We start from the raw sequence: 19,689 nt of genomic DNA, 5'->3' as shown, positions 1-19,689 counted from the left end.
CAAATGCTGGCAGACCGCCATATTGCCCGCGACATTTCTTATGCCCACTCCGCAGCCACCCGGCCTGGCCGCGCAGTGATCCGGCTGCTGGAAAACGCCACGGGCCGGCTGCAGCTGATCCGCCGGGCGGCGGGCTATGAGAAAGACGTGGCCGCGGGGCGCAGTTTCTGGTCGGTTATGGCTGAGCGCTACGGGCTGACCCTGGATGTGATCGGCGGTTCATTGGGCAATATTCCCGAAGACAAGCCTCTGATCCTGATTGCAAATCACCCTTACGGCATTCTCGATGGGCTGATGATGGGGCACATTCTGGCCGAAACCCGGGGGGATTTCCGGATCCTGGCGCATCAGGTGTTCCGCAAAGCAGAAGACTTGAACAAGGTGATCCTGCCGGTTGCCTTCGATGAGACCAGGGACGCCGTGCGCACCAACCTGGAAACCCGAAAGGAAGCTCTGCGGTACCTGGGGCAGGGCGGCGCAATCGGCATCTTCCCAGGAGGTACCGTGTCAACAGCAGTCAAACCCTTCGACCATCCGATGGACCCGGGCTGGCGCGGCTTCACAGCACGGATGATTGCGAAATCGGATGCCGTGGTAGTTCCGGTTTTCTTTGATGGCCACACCTCCCGTCTGTTTCAGATCGCCAGCCATTTGCACAGCACGCTGCGCATGGGGCTGCTGATCAAGGAGTTCCGCAAGCGGGTCGGCACCTCCGTGAAAGTGGTGATCGGCGAACCGATCACCCGCGATGTTCTTGCCCCGCTTGAAAAAGACTCCAAAGCAATGATGGATTTCCTGCGCAAAGCCACGTATGACCTGTCACCGGTACCGCTCAAATCCTATGGTTACGGGTTTGAGTTCGAGGAAAAACACCGCGTGTGAGAGAGCTTTATGGCTGTTGGCATCTTTGATTCAGGACTGGGCGGGCTGACCGTCCTCAACGCGGCGCAGGCGCGCTTGCCGGATGTGAACTTCCTGTATTACGGCGACAACGCCCGCGCGCCTTACGGCGTGCGCGATGCTGAAGATGTCTATCAGCTGACCAAAGCAGCTGTTGAGAGCATGTGGGACAAGGGCTGCGATCTGGTGATCCTGGCCTGCAACACCGCGTCTGCTGCGGCTCTGCGCCGGATGCAGGAGGGCGGCCTGCCCAAGGGCAAGCGTGTCCTGGGAGTTTTTGTGCCATTGATCGAAGCGCTGACTGAGCGGCAATGGGGCGACAATTCGCCGCCGCGGGAAGTCGCAGTGCAGCATGTGGCGCTGTTTGCCACCCCGGCCACCGTGGCCAGCCGGGCGTTTCAGCGGGAACTGGCCTTCCGGGCGATCGGGGTGGATGTCGAGGCGCAAAGCTGCGGCGGCGTGGTGGATGCCATTGAAGACGGCGACCTGATCCTGGCCGAGGCGCTGGTGCGCAGCCATGTGGATGCTCTGAAGCGGAAGATGCCGCATCCCGAGGCGGCCATCCTGGGCTGCACCCACTATCCTTTGATGGAGCAGACCTTCCAGGAAGCCCTGGGACCGGATGTCCAAGTGTTCAGCCAGGGCAATCTGGTCGCAGAAAGCCTGGCGGATTACCTGCAGCGCCATCCGGACATGTATGGCGCGGGCGAGGGCGGCTATTTCACCACCGGTGATCCCTCTCGCGTCAGCGACCGGGCGACCCAGTTTCTCCGACGGGAAATGACCTTTCAGGCGGCCTGACAGTTTTCGGCCTGTAACATTGTTCCAGGTCAAAGTGCGCCGCCCCGCACTCCATTACTTCTCTCCGCAGATGGCTGCGGAACCGGCATATCATATGAAAGACGAGGTCTGACATGACCCACAAAGTGGCTATCCTGGGCGCATCCGGCTACACCGGCGCCGAACTGGTGCGGCTGATCGAACAGCATCCGAACATCGAAATCGCAGCGCTGTCGGCGGAGCGCAAGGCGGGCATGACCATGGCCCAGGTGTTCCCGCATCTGCGCCATATGGAGCTGCCGGTTCTGTGCAAGATCAATGAGATCGATTTCTCCGGCATCGACCTGTGCTTTTGCGCGCTGCCGCATAAGACCAGCCAGGAAGTCATCGCGGCGCTGCCTAAAACCCTGAAAATCGTCGACCTGTCGGCGGACTTCCGGCTGCGCGATCCGGCGGAATACGAAAAATGGTACGGCAACCCGCATGCCGCACTGGACCAGCAGGAAGAGGCGGTCTACGGCCTTACCGAGTTTTACCGGGATGAGATCAAGTCAGCGCGGCTTGTTGCCGGCACCGGCTGCAATGCGGCGACCGGCCAGTTTGCCCTGCGGCCGCTGATTGAAGCTGGCGTGATCGATCTGGATGAGATCATCCTGGACTTGAAGTGCGCCGTCTCCGGCGCAGGCCGCTCGCTCAAGGAAAACCTGCTGCATGCAGAACTGAGCGAGGGCTACAACGCCTATGCCATCGGCGGCACCCACCGGCATCTTGGCGAATTCGACCAGGAGTTCAGCAAGCTTGCCGGCCGCCCGGTGAAGGTGCAGTTCACTCCGCATCTGGTGCCGGCCAACCGGGGCATTCTGGCCACCGTTTATGTCAAGGGCGATGCGCAGGCGATCCATGATGCGTTCGCCAAGGCGTATGCGGATGAGCCCTTCATCGAGCTTCTGCCCTTTGGCGAGGCGCCCAGCACCCATCATGTGCGCGGTTCGAACTTCTGCCATATCGGCGTGGCGCAGGACCGGATCGACGGCCGTGCCATCGTGATCGCAGCATTGGATAACCTGACAAAAGGTAGCAGCGGCCAAGCCTTGCAGAACGCCAACCTGATGTTAGGTGAGGAAGAGACCGAAGGCCTTATGATGGCGCCGCTGTTCCCGTAACCGGGGGCGGCGCTGGCTAGGGGCTGAAATGAGGACACCATGAAGAACCTGAAGAAACAGCGCCGTATCCAGGTCATCGCGGTTGCCGCGGTGGCCCTTGTCGTAGCCACGTCTTTGATCGGTTATGCCATGCGGGACGGGATCAACTACTTCCGCTCGCCCAGCCAGGTGGCCGAGGCGCCGCCGAAACCATCCGAAGTGTTCCGTATCGGCGGGCTGGTTGCTGAGGGCTCGCTGCAGCGGGGCCAAGGTGAGACCGTGCGCTTTGCAGTGACCGATGGCGGGGCAACGGTTCAGGTCGCCTACACTGGCGTTCTGCCGGATCTGTTCGAAGAAAACCAGGGCATGGTCGGCACCGGACGTTACGTGGATGGGGTTTTCGAAGCCTCTGAAATCCTGGCAAAACATGACGAGACCTATATGCCGAAGGAAGTCATGGATGCACTGAAGGAACAGGGAGTCTATCAGGAACCCGAGACCTGAGATACCTTTTGCAAAAGGTGCTCCCGCCCCAAGAACGCCTCCCTGCCGGGAGGCGTTTTGCGTTGGGCCCGGCGCCGCGCGTTGCGCGGCGCTGCAGCGCACTTCACAAGGCGTTGCGCATCCGGCGTACGGCGGTGCCGCCCGATCTTAGCACTTTTCCGGCAGGGTTGCGGGGCTGAAAACGGGTGAGATGCGATGCTGAGTGTGAAAGAAATCGCCGCGGAGATCGTGGCGCGCGAAGGCGGTTATGTGAATGATCCGGATGATCCCGGCGGCGCCACAAAATACGGTGTGACCATTGGGACCTTGCGGCGGCTGGGACTGGACCTGACCGGTGACAGCCTCATCGACACCAGGGATGTGCGGGCGCTGAGCCGGGACCAGGCGTCGGATATCTTCATTCGCCATTACTTCGAGGCGCCCAGGATCGCCAGCCTGCCCCCGTGCCTTCAGGCGACGGTGTTTGACATGTACGTCAATGCCGGCGGCAATGCGGTGCGGATCCTGCAGCGGCTGCTTCGGGAAATGGGCTATGCGGTTGCGGTTGACGGCGCCATCGGGCCGCAGACCGCCGCAGCCGCGGGGCAAGCCGCACGGGTCGGCGGGGAGGCGCTGTGCGATGCTTACGGGATTGCCCGGCGCAACTATTACTTCCGCCTGGCGGACCGCCGTCCCGCCAGCCGAAAATATGCCCGCAGCCGCAGCGGCGGCAAAGGCGGCTGGATCAAACGGGCGGAAGAGTTCATTTCGTCCGGATATCATCTGAGCCCGCAGGAGTTTCAACAGAGGACCGCGTCATGGGGCTGATTACCGATGTTATGGCGCTGATTTTCGGCAGCCGCCGCAATGTGCTGCGCGAAACGGTTGAAGTGTTCCGGGAGAACTCCGAAGCTGGTGCCGCGCGGGCGCATGAAGTCCAGATCGCTGCACTGAGCCAGCTTGGCGCAGAGTTTCAGCAGCCTGAGAAAAGCCGCTTCGACCGCTTCATGGACGGGGTGAACCGGCTGCCGCGTCCGATGCTGGCGTTGGGTACGCTGGCTCTGATGGGGGCAGCACTGACCGACCCCGTGTGGTTTGCAGCGCGGATGCAGGGGCTGGCATTGGTGCCCGAACCGCTGTGGTGGCTCTTGGGGGTGATTGTGTCCTTCTATTTCGGCGCCCGGCATCAGTTGAAAACGCAGGAATTCCAGCATGGCCTGGCTGCCAGCATGGCGCGGGTGCCGCAGGCGGTAGAGAATATCTCGGCTTTGAACCGGCTGCGGGCGGAAACTCCTGGAGCGGCCTCCGCCGGCACCGATGCCTCTGCTCTGCTGGAAGCAACCGAAAGCGGCAGCAACCCGGCGCTGGAGGATTGGAAAAGCCGCCGGGGCTGATCACATTTTGCCCTCTGCGGCGGCTTGGCGCGGGGATTGCCATTGGCGCCCCGCGCGGACAGGCGTATATGGGGCTTATGATTACAGAGCTCGGCCATTTCGCCCTTATCCTCGCCTTCATGATTGCGATCGTGCAGGCCGTTATCCCCTTGATCGGCGCACAGAAACGCTGGCCCGGCTGGATGGCCGTGGCTGAGCCTGCGGCGCAGGCGCAATTCCTGTTCACGGCGTTCTCATTCGGAGCGCTGATGTGGGCCTTCATCACCTCGGATTTCTCGCTGAAGCTGGTGACGCTGAACAGCCATTCCGCCAAGCCGATGCTTTACAAGATCTCGGGCACGTGGGGTAACCACGAGGGCTCGATGCTGTTGTGGGTGCTGATCGTCAGCCTGTTCGGGGCGCTGGCCTCGGTGTTTGGCGGCGGGCTGCCGCCCACGCTGAAGGCGCGGGTTCTGGCTGTGCAAGCGGCCATTGGAGTGGCGTTTTTCGCTTTCATCCTGTTCACGTCCAATCCGTTTCTGCGGCTCACGGTGCCGCCGTTTGACGGGCAGGATCTGAATCCGCTGCTGCAGGACCCGGGCCTCGCCTTCCATCCGCCGTTCCTCTATCTCGGCTATGTGGGCCTTTCGATGGCATTTTCCTTTGCCGTCGCCGCCCTGATCGAAGGCCGGATTGATGCCGCCTGGGGCCGCTGGGTGCGGCCTTGGACGCTGGCGGCCTGGATCTTCCTGACGATCGGGATCGCACTGGGCTCCTGGTGGGCCTACTACGAGTTGGGCTGGGGCGGCTTCTGGTTCTGGGATCCGGTCGAGAATGCCTCTTTCATGCCCTGGCTGCTGGCGGCTGCGCTGCTCCACTCAGCCATCGTGGTCGAAAAACGCGAGGCGCTGAAAAGCTGGACGATCCTGCTGGCAATCCTTGCCTTCGGTTTCTCTTTGGTCGGCACCTTCATCGTGCGGTCCGGCATCATCACCAGCGTGCATGCCTTTGCCAATGATCCGGAACGCGGGGTGTTTATCCTGTTCATCCTGGCCTTCTTTACCGGCGGGGCGCTGACCCTGTTTGCAGCCCGGGCCCAGGCGATGGAGGCCAAGGGCATCTTTGGCGTTGTCAGCCGCGAAAGCGCGCTGGTGGCCAATAATATCCTGCTGGCGGTGAGCTGCTTTGTGGTCTTCTTCGGCACCGTTTGGCCAATTGTGGCCGAGATGGTGTTTGACCGGAAACTGAGCGTCGGTCCGCCGTTCTTCAATTCCGCTTTCACGCCGTTCATGGTGGTTCTGGGGCTGCTGCTGCCGATCGGCGCAATGCTGCCCTGGAAGCGCGGCCGGATCGGCCGGACGGCCTGGCAGCTGCGCTATGTGTTCCTTCTGGCAGTCTCGCTCGGTGTGCTGGCCTGGTCGATGCAGACCGGCCGTTCCGCCCTGGGGCCGGTGGGCCTGTTTCTGGGGTCCTGGGTTGTCTTTGGTGCGCTGGCCGATCTGTGGCTGCGCAGCGGCAAGTCCGGCCGCCTGCAGCGGATGCTGCGGCTGCCCCGCGCAGACTGGGGCAAGGCGACGGCACATGCCGGTCTTGGCATCACCATTTTTGCCATTGCCGGGCTGACCGCGTGGGAACAGGAAGACATCCGTGTTGCACGGATGGGTGAACCCTTCCAGGTCGGCGCCTTTACCTTGGTGCTGAAGGACGTGAGCCGAGAGCAGGGGCCGAACTACTTTACCACCAAGGGCCGGGTCGAAGTGACCCGCAATGGACGCCCTGAAGCCGTTCTGTTCCCCGAAAAACGCGACTATCCTGTGGCACGGATGCCGACCACCGAGGCCGCAATCGACTACCGCGTAACCCGCGACCTCTATGTGGTGCTGGGCGATCAGCAGGCGGATGGCGGCTGGACCATGCGGACGTATATCAAACCCTTCGCCAACTGGATCTGGGCCGGCTCGATCCTGATGGCGCTTGGCGGGCTCCTCAGCCTCAGCGACCGGCGGTTCCGCGTGGCAGCGGGTGCGCGCAAAACGCCTTCAGCGGGAGTGCCTGCCGAATGAAACAGATCCGTGTTCTGATCGCTGCCCTGGCCGGGTTGATGGCTGTTTCGGCCTTTGTGCCGTCCATGGCTGTGGCCGTGGAGCCTGACGAAGTGCTGGAAGATCCGGCGCTGGAGGGCCGTGCGAGGGAGCTGTCCAAGGACCTGCGCTGCCTGGTCTGCCGGAACGAGAGCATCGACGAGTCCAATGCCGAGCTGGCGCGCGACCTTCGGGTGCTGCTGAGAGAGCGGCTGGTGGCCGGCGACAGCGACCGGGAAGCGATGGACTTCATCGTGGACCGCTATGGCGAGTACGTGCTGCTGCGTCCGACGGCCAGCGGAGCCAACTGGCTCTTGTGGGCAGCGGGGCCTTTGATGCTTCTTGCAGCCTTGCTGATTGCGGCGCTGTACGTGCGCGGCCGGGCCCGGGCGCCCAAAGGGGCTGAGCAGGGCTTGAGCGCGGAAGAGCAGGATCGTCTCCGGAAAATCCTGGAGGATTGACGCCGGGTCTGCCTTTCCGGCGGAGCGGCTTTGCGTCACGATGCCTGGAACCGGGCGGGCAACGCCTTTAGCACAAGTTACGTGAGGCAATCCCATGGAATATAAGGAAATCCTGTTTTCGCTGCAAAGCGGGCTGGCGGTCATCACCCTGAACCGGGAGGAGCGCAAAAACGCGCTGACCAGCCGGATGCGCGCGGAAATCACCCATGCGATGCGCCTGGCAGCTGCAGAAGCGCGTGCGGTTGTTCTGACCGGCGCCGGAGATGCGTTCTGCTCTGGCCAGGATCTAAGCGATGCCGCCAGTGCAGGAAGCCTGGATCTGGAGCGCACGCTGCGGGATGAATACCTGCCCATGCTGCAGGCGATTTATGACTGCCCGGTGCCGGTGCTGGCCGCAGTGAATGGTGCGGCTGCCGGGGCCGGGGCCAATCTGGCGCTGGCGGCGGACGTTGTCATAGCTTGTGAAAGCGCGTTTTTCATGCAGGCTTTCACCAAGATCGGCCTGATGCCGGATGCCGGCGGCACGTGGTTCCTGCCGCGCCAGATCGGCCTAGCCAAGGCAACGGGGGCGGCGCTGTTTGCCGACCGGATCACCGCCCGGCAGGCAAACGATTGGGGCATGATCTGGGAAGCTGTTCCCGATGCCGGTTTCGAGGACCACTGGCGGGAACGTGCAGCCTATCTGGCGCAGGGGCCCAGCAAAGCGTTTGCAGCCACTAAATCGGCACTGCGGGAAAGTTTCGGCAGAACCCTGGCAGAACAGCTCTCGGAAGAAGCGCATATGCAAGGGCAATGCGGCAAAACACGGGACTTCCTGGAAGGCGTCACCGCCTTTATGGAAAAACGCCCCGCGAAGTTCGAGGGACGTTAAATCAATAAGCTCCGCGCAACCGTTTTGCGCGGGGCTTGGCTAGATTTCTGCGAAGGATGCGACGGCTCTGACATGCACGTCGACGCTTAAAGTCCCGCCTGTGCCATTGATCCGCATGATAGCAGAACCATCGGCATACAAAACTGAATCCTGGCCGCCTGATCCGTTGTCTTCGATTTCCACTGTCAGTTCAGGTGCGCCCTCGGCTTCCGGGTAGTAGTAAAGCAGCGCGTCTTCATCCAAATCAAAGTCGGTCACAACCGCGGCGGTGTTTCCTTCAGCCCAATAGCCCGTCACAAAGTCATTGCCGCTTCCGCCGCCGCCGGTCAGCACATCACCGTCTCCCGCGATCAGGGTGTCAAGGCCGTCTCCGCCGACGAGCGTATCACTGGCACCGTCATCTGACACCGAAGAAAACTCGGGCGTGAATCTGACATCCAGCCCGCTTTGAAAATCATCCAACGCATCTGCGGCCTGATCCTGCGGAACTTCGTACATCAGACCGCCGGACAAAAGGTCATCGCCAGCGCCGCCGCGCAGCCGCTCGTCTCCGTTTCCAGCACTGATCGCATCATCGCCAGCACCGCCCTGAATCGTGTCGTTCTGGCCGGTTCCGGTCAATTCCTCCTGATCATCGGTTCCAGTGATGCTCTCGCCTTCAGGCACCACCGTCATCATCACTCAATGCAACAGCGCCGATGGTGAGGCCTAAGCCAAGCAAGACTAAAAATTCCATAAATGAGTCCCAATGTATCAGGCCACTAGAGCAGCAAGGACTAAGCCCTGAACCCCGTGGCTGCAAATAGCGTTAACAATTCCCCCCTATGTGGCTGAAGAATTTGAGTCAAATTCGTCAAGATAATGTTTCCGCCATTGAAACCGGAGAAAGCCCGCGGCGGAATTGTTTCCAAAGACTTCGGGAAACGGGGTCACGTGATCGGAACTGCGCTGTTTTCCACGCAGCCCAAATGAAAAACGCCCCGTGAGGACGGGGCGTTTCAGTCTATTTCAGAGCATTGGAAGGTCAGCGCTTTTCGATGTCTGTGTAGTCGCGCATGGTCTCACCCAGATACAGCTGGCGCGGGCGGCCGATCTTGTTCTGAGGATCGGCGATCATTTCTTTCCACTGCGAGATCCAGCCGACGGTGCGCGACAGCGCAAAGATCGGGGTGAACATCGAGGTCGGGAAGCCCATCGCCTCCAGGATGATGCCCGAATAGAAGTCGACGTTCGGGAACAGCTTCTTCTCAATGAAATAGGGATCGTTCAGAGCGGTCTGTTCCAGCTCCTTGGCAACCTGCAAAAGCGGGTTGTCTTCGACGCCCAGCAGTTCCAGCACTTCATCCGCGGACTGCTTCAGCACTTTGGCGCGCGGGTCGGTGTTCTTGTAGACGCGGTGGCCAAAGCCCATCAGGCGGAACGGATCGTTCTTGTCCTTGGCGCGTTCGATGAACTCCGGGATGCGGTCGACGGAACCGATTTCCTTGAGCATTTCCAGGCAGGCCTGGTTGGCGCCACCGTGGGCAGGGCCCCAAAGGCAGGCAATGCCGGCCGCGATACAGGCAAACGGGTTTGCGCCTGAAGAGGAGGCGAGGCGGACGGTCGAGGTCGACGCATTCTGCTCATGGTCGGCGTGCAGGATGAAGATCCGGTCCATCGCGCGGCTCAGGATCGGGTTCACATGGTATTCTTCGGAAGGCACCGAGAAGCACATGTGCAGGAAGTTTGCCGAATAATCGAGGTCGTTCTTCGGATACACAAACGGCTGGCCAATCGAGTATTTATAGGCCATCGCGGCGATGGTCGGCAGCTTGGCGATCAGGCGCACGGCGGCCACTTCGCGCTGCCAGGGGTCGGTCACGTCCAGCGAGTCGTGATAGAAGGCCGACATGGCGCCAACCACGCCCACCAAGGTCGCCATCGGGTGCGCGTCGCGGCGGAAGCCGCGGAAGAAGTTGTGCATCTGCTCATGCACCATGGTGTGACGGGTCACACGCGTCTCGAAGTCTTCAAGCTGGGCTGCGGTCGGCAGTTCACCGTAGAGCAGCAGGTAGCAAACCTCGAGGTAATGGGATTTCGACGCCAGCTGGTCGATCGGGTAGCCGCGGTGCAGAAGCTCGCCCTTGCCGCCGTCGATATAGGTGATGGTGCTGTCGCAGCTGGCGGTCGAGGTGAACCCCGGATCGTAAGTGAACACACCTGCCTGCGCATAGAGCTTGCGGATGTCGAGAACATCGGGCCCGGCCGTTGGCGAGAAAATGGGCAGCTCATAGGTTTCGCCGTTCAGGCTGAGCGTGGCAGATTTCTGTGTCTCGGTCATGGATGTCCCTTCCTGTTACAGGCACGAAAGCTGCCGCTCGGGGCCTCTTCATGCGGGCAGCACCTGCGCGAGTTCGCGCAGGGGTTGTCGTATCAAAACAGGCTTACCCGGGAGTTAATGACCGGTTTCAGCCCGTTGCGTCTGCGAGCCGGGCCAAGGTTTCCTCGCGGCCCAGAATCAGCATCATGTCAAACACCGAAGGCGTTACTGCGCGGCCCGCGAGCACAGCCCGCAAGGGGCCGGCCAGCTTGCCGAACTTGGTACCCTGGGCTTCCGCGAACTCGTTCAGAAGCGCCTCCAGATCGTCTCGGACCCAGCTAGCATTTTGCAGCTGCGGCGTCAATTCACCCAGTATACCATCGGATACAGTAGACAGGGCTTTTTCTGCCTTCGCATCCCGGTCAATTGGCCGTGAAGCAAGGATAAAATGCGCTTTTTCAAGCAGTTCAGGGAAGGTGCGGGCGCGGTCCTTGAGGCAATACATCGCAGTTTCCAACCCCTGTGACTGCGCGTCATTCAGACCGTCCTGGCCAGCGGCCGCCAAGTAGGCCTCAATCTCTTGCCGCAGTGCGGCGTCGTCGCTAACGGCGATATGCTGGCCGCAGAGGTTTTCCAGCTTCTTGGTGTCGAAACGGGCCGGGCTTTTGCCGATACCGTCAAAGTCAAACCACGCTTTGGCCTGTTCGTCCGTAAAAAATTCGTCATCGCCGTGGGACCAGCCGAGGCGGGCCAGATAGTTCCGCATACCGGCAGCCGGATAGCCCATTGCCTGGTATTCCTGCGCCCCCAGCGCGCCATGGCGTTTGCTGAGCTTTTTGCCGTCCGGCCCATGGATCAGGGGGATATGCGCCCAGACCGGCACGTCCCAGCCCATCGCCTCATAGATCATCATCTGCCGGGCGGCATTGTTCAGGTGATCGTCGCCGCGGATCACATGGGTGACGCCCATATCGTGGTCGTCCACCACAACCGCCAGCATGTAGACCGGCGTGCCGTCCGACCGCAGCAGGATCATGTCGTCCAGCTGCTCATTCTTAATGGTCACATCGCCCTGCACCTGATCTTTGATAACGGTAACGCCGCTTTGCGGCGCCTTGATGCGGATCACATAAGGCATGTCAGGATGGCTGGAGGCATCCGCGTCCCGCCATGGCGAACGGTAAAGGGTGGATTTTCCCTCGGCCTTGGCCTGCTCGCGGAAGGCGGCGATTTCGTCCTGGGTGGCAAAGCATTTGTAGGCTTTGCCCTCGGCCAGCAGTTGTTTAGCCACTTCGGCATGGCGGTCCGCGCCTTCGAATTGGCTGATCACGTCACCGTCGTGGTCCAGACCGAGCCATTCCATGCCTTGCAAAATCGCCGCGGTGGCTTCCGGAGTGGAACGCTCCCGGTCGGTGTCTTCTATGCGCAGCAGGAACTTGCCGCCGCGGCCGCGGGCAAACAGCCAGTTGAACAGCGCGGTGCGGGCGCCGCCAATGTGCAGAAAGCCGGTGGGAGAGGGCGCGAAACGGGTGACAACCGGTTGGGTCATGTGCGGGATTTACCTTTTGGAAACCATCAGAGGCTTAGTGTTTCCGCCTGTCTACCGGGCCAGAAGGCGGGGGGCAAGCATGCGGCTCAGCGCAACCATCGCAGACTCGCTGCAGACGCAGCGGGGGTATTTGTTTCCGTGGATTCCGGTGTTTCTCGGCGCCGGGATCGGGGGCTACTTTTCTCTGAAATCCGAACCGGGTATCGCAGCCTTTGCCGCAGCCGCAGCGGTTTCGCTGCTGTGTGCATTCTTTGCGTTGCGGCCCCGGCCTTTTGCCTTTCTGTGCTGGGCGCCTGCTTTTGCGGCTGCCGGGCTGTGCCTTGCCGGCGCGCGCGCGCATTGGGTCGCGGCACCAGTCCTGGACTTCCGCTACTATGGCCCGGTTGAAGGACGGGTCGTGTCGGTGGACCGGTCACCGACCGATACACTGCGGCTGACACTTGACCAGGTCCGGCTGGCCCGGGTGGCGGCTGAGGACACACCTGCCCGGGTCCGGATTTCGCTGAAGGGGCCGTCCGAGGTGCCGCCTCCTGGCGCATGGGTAATGACCACGGCGCATCTGCTGCCGCCGCAAGGGCCTGCAGAGCCTGGCGGCTTTGATTTCCGCCGTCATGCCTGGTTCAAGCAACTGGGCGGCCTTGGCTATACGCGGGTTCCGGTTCTGCTGAGCGAGGCGCCTGGGGACGGGATGCCCGTCGAACGCCTTCGGCGCAGTTTGGCGCAGTACTTGCAGCATCGTATTCCTGGCGACACAGGCGGCTTTGCGGCAGCAATTACCGCGGGCGACCGCAGTGGTGTCGGCGACCAGACACTGACAGCGTTGCGGCAAAGCAACCTAGCCCATCTGCTGGCAATTTCCGGCCTGCATATGGGGCTGCTGACTGGTTTTATCTTTGCCGCCGTGCGCGGTGCGTTTTGCCTGGCTCCACCGCTCGCCCTGCGCTGGCCGGTAAAGAAACTGGCTGCCCTTGCAGCACTGGCCGCAGGAGCCGGCTATTTGGCACTATCAGGCGGGAATGTCGCGACTGAACGGGCCTACATTATGGTGGCTGTGATGCTGGGAGCAGTGCTTTTGAACCGCCGGGCCATCACCTTGCGGGCAGTCGCGGCGGCGGCGGTGATTGTCTTGCTGCGGCGGCCCGAAAGCCTGTTGAGCCCAGGATTTCAGATGAGTTTTGCAGCTACTGCTGCCCTTGTGGCGGTCTTTGCCGGGTTGCGTGACAGTGATGTTCCGCTTGGACCGCGCTGGCTGCGTCCTGTCACCGCTTTGGTGATCTCATCAGCAGTGGCCGGCGCGGCAACAGCCCCCTTTGCGGCAGCCCATTTCAACACCATTCCGCACTACGGGCTGCTGGCCAACTTGCTGGCGGTGCCGGTCATGGGGTCTGTTGTCATTCCGTCAGCTGTGCTGGCAGTATGTCTCGCGCCCTTTGGGCTCGAGGGCATCGGCCTGAAAGTGATGCAATGGGGTTTGGACTGGATCCTAGGTGTGGCGCGCTTTGCCTCCAGCCTGGATGGCGCCTTGTCCCATGTGCCGGCGCCGGGCATCTGGGTGCTGCCGCTGCTTACGTCGGGCGCGCTGATTGCCGTGATCTGGCAGGGACGGCTGCGCGCGGCGGGCCTTGTGCCTGCGGCTGCTGCTCTGGCTGTCTGGGCAGGCGGCGAGCGGCCGGACGTTCTGATTGCCGACTCCGGGGGCCTGATCGGGGTGATGGAGGCGGACGGCCGGGCCCTTTCGCGGGCAAAAGGGCAAGGGTTTACAGCAGGAATCTGGCTCGAAAATGATGGGGATCCGGCCATCCAGGCAGATGCTGCCGCGCGCTGGCAGGGTTTCGCAGCAGAATTGCCCGCGTGGCAAGGGCCGGGGTTTCAGCTGATTCACGCGCCAGGAGAGCGCAAGCTTTCTGCCATAGAAGATTGTAAAAACGAAGAAATAATCGTTTCGACTGTCGAGGCAAAGCAGCTCCAGGACTGTCTGATACTCACACCCAAAGTAATGTGGCAGACAGGCAGCATTGCGCTGAGCAGGAACGCCGGCATGCTGACGGCCCGCGATGTTGCAGGGGAGAGATTATGGACGAACTGGCAGCCGGAAGGCGAGAAGATCGCCCGCCTTCGAAGGCTGTTCCGCCGTCCGGGAAACTCACGTCAATAGGTTCGGATCAAACCGACAAGACGGCCCTGAACCTGAACTTTGTTCTCGGGGTAGCGGCGGGTTTCATAGGCCGGGTTGGCGGCCTGCAGTGCGATCGTGCCGCCTTGACGGTGATAATATTTCAAAGTGGCTTCCTGACCCTCTACCAGGGCGACAACGATATCACCGTTGTCTGCTGCTCCGGTTTCCCGGATCACCACGATGTCGCCGTCATTGATCCCGGCTTCGATCATCGAGTCGCCCTTCACTTCCAGCGCAAAATGCTGGCCATTCGGGGCAATCATACCGCCAGGCACGGCCACCTGATGAGAGACCTGGCTGATTGCCTCAATCGGCACGCCAGCGGCAATCCGGCCCATCACCGGAAGTTCCACTGCAGCCTGGCGCATCGGATCCGAAGCGGCCGGAGCAGGGGACATGCCTCTGCTTTGTCCGCCGTCGACTACCTTTGGGGAGAACCCTTGCGCTTCCGGATCGCCGCCTAGGCTTTCGGGCAGGCGGATGATCTCAATGGCACGCGCCCGGTGCGGCAGGCGCCGAATGAAACCGCGTTCTTCCAAAGCGGTGATCAAACGGTGGATGCCCGACTTGGAGCGCAGGTCCAATTCGACCTTCATTTCATCAAAACTGGGCGGAACACCGTCGCGCTGCAGGCGTTTATGAATGAATTCCAGCAGTTGAAGTTGCTTTTTTGTGAGCATCGCCGCTCCCTCCAGGCCTCAAGTTTTCTTTTGTTCTACGCATGTTCACGTTTTGTGTCAATATGGAGGTATCATGAAGCCGTTATCAAGCGGCGCACGAAAGTGCACGCACGCGAAAGAGTGCAAATTCGCACAGCAAAACCTGGGCTAGATAGGGATGTATTGCACTTCTTCGCCTGCTTCGCGTGCAGGATCGTTGGGCGGGCGGATCAGCAGGGCATTGGCGCTGCTCAGCACCGTGAGAAGCGAGCTGTCCTGATTGGCGAAGGCCTTGATAGATCCAGCTTCAGCCAGTGCCCGCATGTAATGTTCCCGAGGACCATTTGCAGCCAGGGACTCCGTCAGGATTGCTGTCCTTGGGTGCTGGTCTTCAGCAGCCAGCCCGAGCAAAGCGCGGATCATAGGAGCGAGGAAAATGTGGCCGCAAACCATCGCCGACACCGGATTTCCGGGAAGCCCGGCCATGGCTGCACCATTGAGCCGGCCCGCCATCAACGGCTTGCCGGGGCGCATGGCGACCTTGTAGAAACTGCGCTCCATGCCCAGATCCGCCGCAACTTTTCCAACCAGATCATGATCGCCGACGGAGGCACCGCCAATCGTCACAATAAGGTCGGCACCTTCGGCGAGTTCAAAGGCAGTGCGCAACGAACTCTCTGTATCGCGCGCGATCGGCAGGATGCGGGCACGGGCGCCAAGGTCTTCCAGCATCGCTTTGAGGCCGAACGTGTTGGAGGCGATGATTTGATCCGGGCCAGGCGTGCCGCCAGGCATCACCAATTCGTCGCCTGTGGAAATCAGGGCGACTTCCGGGCGGCGGGTAACTGGAACTGTGGCGATGTTCATGGCAGCGAGAAGCGCCACATCAGCCGGGGCCAAAAGCTTGGGGGCGCCAATGATCTGGCCGTCCTGAAAATCACCGCCGCGGGGACGGATGTTGGTGTTTGCGCCGGGCTCATCCGTGATGGTGATCAGGTCGCCGCTGCGTGTCACATCCTCTTGAATAACAACAAAACTTGCGCCTTCCGGTACGGGTGCGCCAGTAAAGATCCGTACGGCTTGCCCTGCGCCGATCTTGCCCTCGAACCCATGCCCGGCGGCAGCTTCGCCGATCACCTTGAACATCGCGTGCAGCTCGACCTCGGCGGCATTCACCGCATAGCCATCCATGGCAGAAGCCGAAAACGGAGGCTGGTCGCGGCGGGCTTGCACATCGTGTGCCAGAACACGGCCGGAGGCTTCGGCCAAGGGAACATCTTCAGTTTCCAGCCGCTCAACAAGCGATAGAAGATGCGCGCGGGCTTCGCTGACCGGAATCATTTATGCCTCGTACCTGCCTGATTTTCCGCCATCTTTTAGGGTGACGCGAATGCCGCCGATCTGCATGGCCTTGTCCACGGCCTTGGCCATGTCATAAACGGTCAATGCAGCGGTTGAGACCGCAGTGAGCGCTTCCATCTCCACGCCGGTCTGGCCAGTGGTTTTGACGGTGGCTTCGATCCGGACTCCGGGAAGATCCGGATCCAGTGTCAGTTCGACCGCTACTTTGGTGACCGGCAACGGATGGCAGAGGGGGATCAAATCGGGTGTTTTCTTGGCCCCCATGATGCCCGCCAGCCGTGCAACCGACAGCACATCGCCTTTCTTGGCGCGGCCTTCGGAGATGATCGCATAGGTCTCCTGTGCCATGGTGACATGGCCCTCTGCGGTCGCGATGCGGGAGGTCACGGCCTTGTCAGAGACATCAACCATATGGGCGTCGCCCTTGGTGTCAAAGTGGGTGAGGCTCATGGCCTAACTCCTTGAATTACATTGCGCCGGGCATCAGTGGGTTGGCCAGCAACGAACGGGTTGCGCCGGCCACGTCATCCTGGCGCATCAGGCTTTCGCCGATCAGGAAGGTGCGGGCGCCGTAGCGGGCCATATCGCTCAGATCCTCTGGCGTGAACAAGCCGCTCTCGCAGACAATGGTGCGGTCTGCGGGCACCATGCGGGACAGTTCGCGGGTGGTGTCCAGCGTGGTCTCAAACGTTTTGAGATTGCGGTTATTGATCCCCATCAGCGGCGACTTGAGGGCGCAGGCGCGCTCCAGCTCTTCGGCGTCATGCACTTCCAGCAGCACATCCATGCCCCATTCAAACGCGCTGGCCTCCAGTTCCTGAGCCTGTGCGTCGGAAACCGAGGCAAGAATGATCAGAATGCAATCGGCGCCCAGGGCACGGGCTTCCGCGACCTGGTAGGTGTCATACATGAAGTCCTTGCGCAGCGCAGGCAGGGCGCAGGCTTCACGGGCCTGGGTGAGGAAGTCCTTCGCCCCTTGAAAGCTGGGGGTGTCGGTGAGGACCGAAAGGCATGTGGCGCCGCCGGCCTCATAGGCTTTGGCCAGTTCTGCGGGTTCGAAATCGGGCCGGATCAGGCCTTTGGAGGGGCTGGCCTTTTTGATCTCGGCAATCAGCCCGTAGCCATCGCGGCTGGCCCGCATCAGGCTTTCGGCGAAGCCGCGCACGGGCGAGGCTTCGCGGGCTTCCGCTTCCACCGCTTCAAGCGGTTTAGCGGCCTTGTCTGCGGCCACTTCCTCAAGCTTGTAGGCCTTGATCTTGTCCAGCACATTTTGGGTCATGCCAGTGCCTCCGTTCATGCGTTCCAGTCTATGGCAGTTTCACCGCGGGCGGCGAGCCAATTGTTCACTTTTGAGAAGGGCCGGGACCCGAAGAAACCGCGCCGCGCCGACAAGGGCGAGGGATGCGCGGTTTTCAGGATCAGGTGATCGCCCGGTTTGATATGTTTTTCAAGCTTCTGCGCCGCATTTCCCCAGAGAATAAATGCGGTGGGGCGCTCTGAGGTCAGTTCCAGAACCTGATGCACCAGGTGATGCCATCCCAAATGTTTGTGCCCATTGGCCTCGCCGGCGGGAACCGAAAGCGCCGTGTTGAGCAACAGCACGCCCTGACGGGCCCAGCCGCGGAGATCGGCGTTAGCACGGATAACGCCAAGATCTTCTTCCAGCTCTTTGTAAATGTTGGATAAAGAGCGTGGGAACGGCCGCACATCCGGTTCCGCTGAAAAGGCAAGCCCATGGGCATGGCCCGGCGTCGGATAGGGGTCTTGTCCCAGAATGACCACGCGGGCATTTTCAGGCTGCGTCAATTCCAGCGCTGCAAATCGCTGGTGTTCGGGCGGCAGGATCTCCCGCGGGTCATCCTGCAAAGCCAACCGGATCCCAGGCCATTCACGGGCAAAGAAGGGCAGGCCGGACCAAGCGCCCAGCCCGGGAGGAAGATCAGTCATGCGGCGGAAGTGATCCTGGCGAGCGCCTCGACCTTCGCCTTGGCAGCACCGCTGTCGATAGCCTCTGCTGCTTGCGCGACACCTTCCTTAAGATCAGACGCTTTACCGGCAACCAGCAGAGCGGCGGCCGAGTTCAAAAGCACTGCATCGCGGTAGGCGGACGGGGTGCCTTGCAGAAGCACCCGGAACGCCATGGCGTTTTCCTCGGGTGTTCCGCCGACAATCATGTCGAAGGGATGAACCGGAAGGCCTGCGTCTTCGGGGTGAATTTCCATGTCGCGGACATCCCCGTTTTCTTCAAGTGCCGAAACCCAGCTGACGCCGGTGATTGTCAGTTCATCGGTGCCATCGGACCCGTGCACAAGCCAGGCGCGGTCGGAGCCCAGTGCATTGAGCGTCTCTGCCATTGGCCGGATCATCTTGCGGCTGAAGGCGCCAGTGAGCTGGCGTTTCACGCCGGCCGGGTTCGTCAGCGGGCCGAGGATGTTGAAAATGGTGCGGGTGCCCAGCTCCTGCCGGGTTGGCATCACATGCGCAACAGCCGGGTGATGCATCGGCGCCATCATGAAGCCGATACCGGCCTCATTGATTGCCTTTTCAACCACTTCCGGGCCAACCATCACGTTGATACCCATCTGCGATTGCATATCCGCAGTGCCGGACTTGGAGCTAAGGTTGCGGTTGCCGTGCTTGGCCACGGTCACTCCGGCACCTGCAACAACAAAGGCTGTTGCGGTGGAGATATTCAGCGTGTTCTTACCGTCGCCGCCAGTCCCTACGATATCCATGGCGCCTGCCGGGGCCTTCACCGGGTTGCATTTGGCCCGCATCACGGCCGCCGCCGCGGCAAATTCGTCGACGCTTTCGCCCCGGGTGCGCATAGCCATCAGCAGGCCGCCGATCTGACTGGGCGTGGCTTCACCCTCAAACAGAAGGGTAAAGGCGGTTTCGGCTTCCTCACGGGTCAGCGGGCGTTCGGCAGCAGCTCCGATGAGCGGCTTCAGCTGGTCGCTCATGCGGGCACCTTCATGACATCAAGGAAGTTTTTCAGCAGCGCGTGGCCATGTTCAGAGGCGATGGACTCAGGATGGAATTGCACCCCGTGAATGGGCAGCTCCTTGTGCTGCAGCCCCATGATGGTGCCGTCTTCCAGCTCGGCAGTGATTTCCAGGCAATCGGGCAGCGTTTCGCGTTCGACAACCAGGGAATGATACCGGGTAGCGTCAAAAGGCGTTGGCAGCCCCTTGAAAACACCCGTATCCTTGTGATGCATTTTACCCATCTTTCCGTGCACGATTTCGTGGCAGCGGATCACCTTGCCGCCAAAAGCCTGGCCGATGGTTTGGTGGCCAAGGCAGACACCCAGCAACGGTGTGCCGGTTTCGGCTGCGGCTTCGGTCAGGGCAAGGCAGATGCCTGCCTGATCGGGGTCGCACGGGCCGGGCGACAGCAGGATGCCGGAGGGGTTCATCGCCATCGCTTCCTGCACATTTATGGCGTCGTTTCGGTGCACTTCCATTTCCGCACCCAGCTCGCCCAGGTAGTGGACAAGGTTGTAGGTAAAGGAATCATAGTTGTCGATCAGCAGCAGCATCGGGACGGGCTC

At 61.3% G+C, this 19,689-nt stretch carries 20 protein-coding genes; 10 read left to right on the top strand and 10 right to left on the bottom strand.

Annotated features, from left to right (window positions below):
* Positions 1-3: 3 nt before the first annotated feature.
* The 9 genes from RA20_RS01555 to RA20_RS01515 all read left to right on the top strand — a co-directional run bounded on the left by RA20_RS01555 (position 4) and on the right by RA20_RS01515 (position 8,091).
* On the top strand, positions 4-882 hold the full coding sequence (locus RA20_RS01555; protein WP_039123897.1) for a lysophospholipid acyltransferase family protein: 879 nt from the start codon (positions 4-6) through the stop codon (positions 880-882).
* Positions 883-891: 9 nt separating this feature from the next.
* Positions 892-1,701 (top strand): glutamate racemase, encoded by an 810-nt coding sequence (locus RA20_RS01550; RefSeq protein WP_039123894.1) that lies wholly within the window; start codon positions 892-894, stop codon positions 1,699-1,701.
* Positions 1,702-1,814: 113 nt separating this feature from the next.
* On the top strand, positions 1,815-2,843 hold the full coding sequence (gene argC / locus RA20_RS01545; RefSeq protein ID WP_039123891.1) for an N-acetyl-gamma-glutamyl-phosphate reductase: 1,029 nt from the start codon (positions 1,815-1,817) through the stop codon (positions 2,841-2,843).
* A 39-nt stretch (positions 2,844-2,882) separates the two neighbouring features.
* Positions 2,883-3,326 carry a cytochrome c maturation protein CcmE gene (ccmE, locus tag RA20_RS01540; protein WP_039123890.1) on the top strand — a complete coding sequence of 148 codons (444 nt, stop codon included), beginning with the start codon at positions 2,883-2,885 and terminating at the stop codon, positions 3,324-3,326.
* A 195-nt stretch (positions 3,327-3,521) separates the two neighbouring features.
* On the top strand, positions 3,522-4,133 hold the full coding sequence (locus RA20_RS01535) for a holin-associated N-acetylmuramidase (RefSeq protein WP_039123887.1): 612 nt from the start codon (positions 3,522-3,524) through the stop codon (positions 4,131-4,133).
* On the top strand, positions 4,124-4,699 hold the full coding sequence (locus tag RA20_RS01530) for a holin family protein (RefSeq protein ID WP_039123886.1): 576 nt from the start codon (positions 4,124-4,126) through the stop codon (positions 4,697-4,699). The genes RA20_RS01535 and RA20_RS01530 overlap by 10 nt, the downstream gene beginning before the upstream one ends.
* A 77-nt stretch (positions 4,700-4,776) precedes the next feature.
* Entirely contained in the window at positions 4,777-6,741 is a 1,965-nt protein-coding gene (locus tag RA20_RS01525; protein ID WP_039124057.1) for a heme lyase CcmF/NrfE family subunit, read from the top strand.
* Between the two features lie 38 nt (positions 6,742-6,779).
* Positions 6,780-7,220 (top strand): cytochrome c-type biogenesis protein, encoded by a 441-nt coding sequence (locus RA20_RS01520; RefSeq protein WP_241482192.1) that lies wholly within the window; start codon positions 6,780-6,782, stop codon positions 7,218-7,220.
* A 94-nt stretch (positions 7,221-7,314) separates the two neighbouring features.
* Positions 7,315-8,091 carry an enoyl-CoA hydratase-related protein gene (locus tag RA20_RS01515; protein ID WP_039123883.1) on the top strand — a complete coding sequence of 259 codons (777 nt, stop codon included), beginning with the start codon at positions 7,315-7,317 and terminating at the stop codon, positions 8,089-8,091.
* Positions 8,092-8,130: 39 nt separating this feature from the next.
* Here the strand turns inward: RA20_RS01515 and RA20_RS24505 are convergent, their stop codons facing one another.
* The 3 genes from RA20_RS24505 to gltX all read right to left on the bottom strand — a co-directional run bounded on the left by RA20_RS24505 (position 8,131) and on the right by gltX (position 11,939).
* On the bottom strand, positions 8,131-8,766 hold the full coding sequence (locus RA20_RS24505; RefSeq protein ID WP_193748749.1) for a calcium-binding protein: 636 nt from the start codon (positions 8,764-8,766) through the stop codon (positions 8,131-8,133).
* A gap of 349 nt (positions 8,767-9,115) precedes the next feature.
* On the bottom strand, positions 9,116-10,411 hold the full coding sequence (locus RA20_RS01505) for a citrate synthase (RefSeq protein WP_039123880.1): 1,296 nt from the start codon (positions 10,409-10,411) through the stop codon (positions 9,116-9,118).
* 127 nt (positions 10,412-10,538) lie between these two features.
* Entirely contained in the window at positions 10,539-11,939 is a 1,401-nt protein-coding gene (gene gltX / locus RA20_RS01500) for a glutamate--tRNA ligase (protein ID WP_039123878.1), read from the bottom strand.
* Between the two features lie 79 nt (positions 11,940-12,018).
* On the opposite strand from gltX, the gene RA20_RS01495 reads away from it, so the two are divergent.
* Positions 12,019-14,094 carry a ComEC/Rec2 family competence protein gene (locus tag RA20_RS01495; protein ID WP_039123876.1) on the top strand — a complete coding sequence of 692 codons (2,076 nt, stop codon included), beginning with the start codon at positions 12,019-12,021 and terminating at the stop codon, positions 14,092-14,094.
* On the opposite strand, the gene lexA is transcribed toward RA20_RS01495, so the two are convergent.
* From lexA to RA20_RS01460, 7 genes are all read right to left on the bottom strand, one after another.
* Complete coding sequence (lexA, locus tag RA20_RS01490) at positions 14,088-14,795, bottom strand: transcriptional repressor LexA (RefSeq protein WP_039123874.1); 708 nt, start codon at positions 14,793-14,795, stop codon at positions 14,088-14,090. The genes RA20_RS01495 and lexA overlap by 7 nt on opposite strands.
* Before the next feature lie 147 nt (positions 14,796-14,942).
* Entirely contained in the window at positions 14,943-16,115 is a 1,173-nt protein-coding gene (locus RA20_RS01485) for a molybdopterin molybdotransferase MoeA (protein ID WP_039123872.1), read from the bottom strand.
* Complete coding sequence (gene moaC / locus RA20_RS01480; protein ID WP_039123869.1) at positions 16,116-16,586, bottom strand: cyclic pyranopterin monophosphate synthase MoaC; 471 nt, start codon at positions 16,584-16,586, stop codon at positions 16,116-16,118.
* 16 nt (positions 16,587-16,602) lie between these two features.
* Positions 16,603-17,415, bottom strand: coding sequence for an indole-3-glycerol phosphate synthase TrpC (gene trpC, locus RA20_RS01475; RefSeq protein ID WP_039124052.1), 813 nt, complete (start codon positions 17,413-17,415; stop codon positions 16,603-16,605).
* Between the two features lie 14 nt (positions 17,416-17,429).
* A complete protein-coding gene (locus tag RA20_RS01470; protein WP_039123865.1) occupies positions 17,430-18,083 on the bottom strand; it encodes a uracil-DNA glycosylase in 654 nt (217 codons plus the stop codon).
* The gene (trpD, locus tag RA20_RS01465) at positions 18,080-19,099 is read right to left on the bottom strand and encodes an anthranilate phosphoribosyltransferase (protein ID WP_039123863.1); all 1,020 of its coding nucleotides are present in this window, start codon (positions 19,097-19,099) and stop codon (positions 18,080-18,082) included. The genes RA20_RS01470 and trpD overlap by 4 nt, the downstream gene beginning before the upstream one ends.
* Complete coding sequence (locus tag RA20_RS01460; protein WP_039123861.1) at positions 19,096-19,677, bottom strand: anthranilate synthase component II; 582 nt, start codon at positions 19,675-19,677, stop codon at positions 19,096-19,098. Before RA20_RS01460 ends, trpD begins: the two co-directional genes overlap by 4 nt.
* Positions 19,678-19,689 lie beyond the last annotated feature (12 nt).

It is taken from the genome of Leisingera sp. ANG-Vp (assembly GCF_000813725.1).
Lineage (GTDB): Bacteria > Pseudomonadota > Alphaproteobacteria > Rhodobacterales > Rhodobacteraceae > Leisingera.
Note: the sequence above shows the minus strand (reverse complement) of the source record. Positions and strands in the feature narration are given on the sequence as shown.

Coding starts and splice junctions, on each gene's coding strand:
- RA20_RS01555 (WP_039123897.1), top strand. CDS start 4: ATGCTGGCAGACCGCCATATTGCCCGCGACATTTCTTATGCCCACTCC.
- RA20_RS01550 (WP_039123894.1), top strand. CDS start 892: ATGGCTGTTGGCATCTTTGATTCAGGACTGGGCGGGCTGACCGTCCTC.
- argC (WP_039123891.1), top strand. CDS start 1,815: ATGACCCACAAAGTGGCTATCCTGGGCGCATCCGGCTACACCGGCGCC.
- ccmE (WP_039123890.1), top strand. CDS start 2,883: ATGAAGAACCTGAAGAAACAGCGCCGTATCCAGGTCATCGCGGTTGCC.
- RA20_RS01535 (WP_039123887.1), top strand. CDS start 3,522: ATGCTGAGTGTGAAAGAAATCGCCGCGGAGATCGTGGCGCGCGAAGGC.
- RA20_RS01530 (WP_039123886.1), top strand. CDS start 4,124: ATGGGGCTGATTACCGATGTTATGGCGCTGATTTTCGGCAGCCGCCGC.
- RA20_RS01525 (WP_039124057.1), top strand. CDS start 4,777: ATGATTACAGAGCTCGGCCATTTCGCCCTTATCCTCGCCTTCATGATT.
- RA20_RS01520 (WP_241482192.1), top strand. CDS start 6,780: ATGGCTGTTTCGGCCTTTGTGCCGTCCATGGCTGTGGCCGTGGAGCCT.
- RA20_RS01515 (WP_039123883.1), top strand. CDS start 7,315: ATGGAATATAAGGAAATCCTGTTTTCGCTGCAAAGCGGGCTGGCGGTC.
- RA20_RS24505 (WP_193748749.1), bottom strand. CDS start 8,766: ATGACGGTGGTGCCTGAAGGCGAGAGCATCACTGGAACCGATGATCAG.
- RA20_RS01505 (WP_039123880.1), bottom strand. CDS start 10,411: ATGACCGAGACACAGAAATCTGCCACGCTCAGCCTGAACGGCGAAACC.
- gltX (WP_039123878.1), bottom strand. CDS start 11,939: ATGACCCAACCGGTTGTCACCCGTTTCGCGCCCTCTCCCACCGGCTTT.
- RA20_RS01495 (WP_039123876.1), top strand. CDS start 12,019: ATGCGGCTCAGCGCAACCATCGCAGACTCGCTGCAGACGCAGCGGGGG.
- lexA (WP_039123874.1), bottom strand. CDS start 14,795: ATGCTCACAAAAAAGCAACTTCAACTGCTGGAATTCATTCATAAACGC.
- RA20_RS01485 (WP_039123872.1), bottom strand. CDS start 16,115: ATGATTCCGGTCAGCGAAGCCCGCGCGCATCTTCTATCGCTTGTTGAG.
- moaC (WP_039123869.1), bottom strand. CDS start 16,586: ATGAGCCTCACCCACTTTGACACCAAGGGCGACGCCCATATGGTTGAT.
- trpC (WP_039124052.1), bottom strand. CDS start 17,415: ATGACCCAAAATGTGCTGGACAAGATCAAGGCCTACAAGCTTGAGGAA.
- RA20_RS01470 (WP_039123865.1), bottom strand. CDS start 18,083: ATGACTGATCTTCCTCCCGGGCTGGGCGCTTGGTCCGGCCTGCCCTTC.
- trpD (WP_039123863.1), bottom strand. CDS start 19,099: ATGAGCGACCAGCTGAAGCCGCTCATCGGAGCTGCTGCCGAACGCCCG.
- RA20_RS01460 (WP_039123861.1), bottom strand. CDS start 19,677: ATGCTGCTGCTGATCGACAACTATGATTCCTTTACCTACAACCTTGTC.